Below are 1,600 nucleotides of genomic sequence, written 5' to 3'. Positions count from 1 at the left end.
CGGAGGAGGCAGGTACCATTTGCTTCTGAGGATCAGAGGGAGCAGGAGATTGTAGCTGTAGACACAACGGGTTTTGCAGGTGCGATCACCCTGGGATCTGGAGAAAAAAAAGACCAGAGAGTAACCTAGACAAATAGAGAGATAAAGGAGGCTTGAGAGAGTACCGCAGTATTGGCAGGGTTGAGCGTAACTGGGAGCTGAGAGTTGTTGAACCAGAACTGGGCATTGGGGCCACGGCCACTCCAGTCCCAAGCTTGGGTTAGGTTTTGGTAGTCAACAGACCGTTTCATGCTTACCGACACGAATATTCACCCAGTCGCCTGCAGTCCAGCAGAAGGACTGAGCATCCGCACCAATTTCAAAGAAAACACCAGAAGCGTCAAGACCTACCAACAGTAGGTTAGGTCGGTTGCCATTCCCCCTCACGGTAAGTTGACAAATAAATTGTTAACTATCAGATTCCATATGGAATGGTTGCAAGTCCCGCCTCTCAATGCTCGACACTTACCCACGTTCAAGGCAGAAGCTGCCGGGCAAGCCCCATTCACCAATACAAAAGAGGCGGGAGCGTGGGCCTGTATTGGGAGTCCCAGGTGGAAAATTTCCAGCTACATGATCGTATGATGGCTGGTACCAAAAGGTTGCGGTGCCTTGTGAGGTGTTGACATTGTATGTTTGCCCATCAAACTGTTTGTCATGCAAAAGACGCAAAGGAGGGCAGCTGAAGAAGGCCACAAATGTTCCCTTTCTCGGCATTTCATCCATGACTGTTGGACCTACCTGAGCATAAACAACGCGATCATGTTGAGTGGTAACGTTGATGCCATTGTTAAGATAGCCGGGCACAAAGGTGGTAATGGGACACCGGCATGTGCTGGAGGTAATGGAGCAACAATTGTTACAACCAGTACTTGGATTAGAAGATGAGGAGTTTTAAGGACTTCCTTCCGCCATCATACCATGGATTGTAGGTCTCGTAGGTTGCCAGGGTACCTGTACCAGAAGATGGGCTGCTCACCTCAGGGTTAGGTTGAGGTGGGGTTAACTTGGCCACAGCCCCGTTCGCCTACCTCTGCAAAGTCATCAATGGAAGTGTAAAGCGAGAGCCCGCTACTACACGTAGGAGGCGTGGGTGCCATGCAAGGCTCAATGCATGATCCATCCGGGTCTCCTGCGCATACTGTGCTACCACGGCAACTTGCATCACCCACTGTCGGCGTCACACAGGGTGTTCCTCCTGTGAATGAGTTGAAACCGTAAAGAAACGAGAAGTCCGGGTGTTACCATAGCTGGGCTCAATAACGTCATCGAATCGGGCAAGGGCCTGGAACCACTCCTGGGGCGGTGCGTATGGTAAAATGCGTACATCGTCAATATATCCTTAGCTTGAGCTCAGCTCTAGATACCGTTGAAGGGAATTCCTGGGTTGGAAGGGGATCCGCTGGCTCCAATCAGGAGGGGAACAGGGCTAGCTGGAACGGTTGTATTAAAGCCGCTTTGGCAACTCCCTACCTTCCAGTGAGGGAAAGAAGAATTTTACCATCGTTCCGTTAATGTAGACACAAGTTGTGCCATTGTATGCAACGCAAGCCAGGTGATG

General features: G+C 50.6%; 1 protein-coding gene. It reads right to left on the bottom strand.

What is annotated here, in order from left to right:
• Positions 1-125 precede the first annotated feature (125 nt).
• Positions 126-290 carry a hypothetical protein gene (locus V6D20_16835; protein ID HEY9817446.1) on the bottom strand — a complete coding sequence of 55 codons (165 nt, stop codon included), beginning with the start codon at positions 288-290 and terminating at the stop codon, positions 126-128.
• Positions 291-1,600: the final 1,310 nt, after the last annotated feature.

This window comes from Candidatus Obscuribacterales bacterium (assembly GCA_036703605.1).
Classification (GTDB): Bacteria; Cyanobacteriota; Cyanobacteriia; order RECH01; family RECH01; genus RECH01.
The sequence above is the reverse complement of the archived record's forward strand: the minus strand, read 5'-3'. Positions and strand labels throughout refer to the sequence as shown.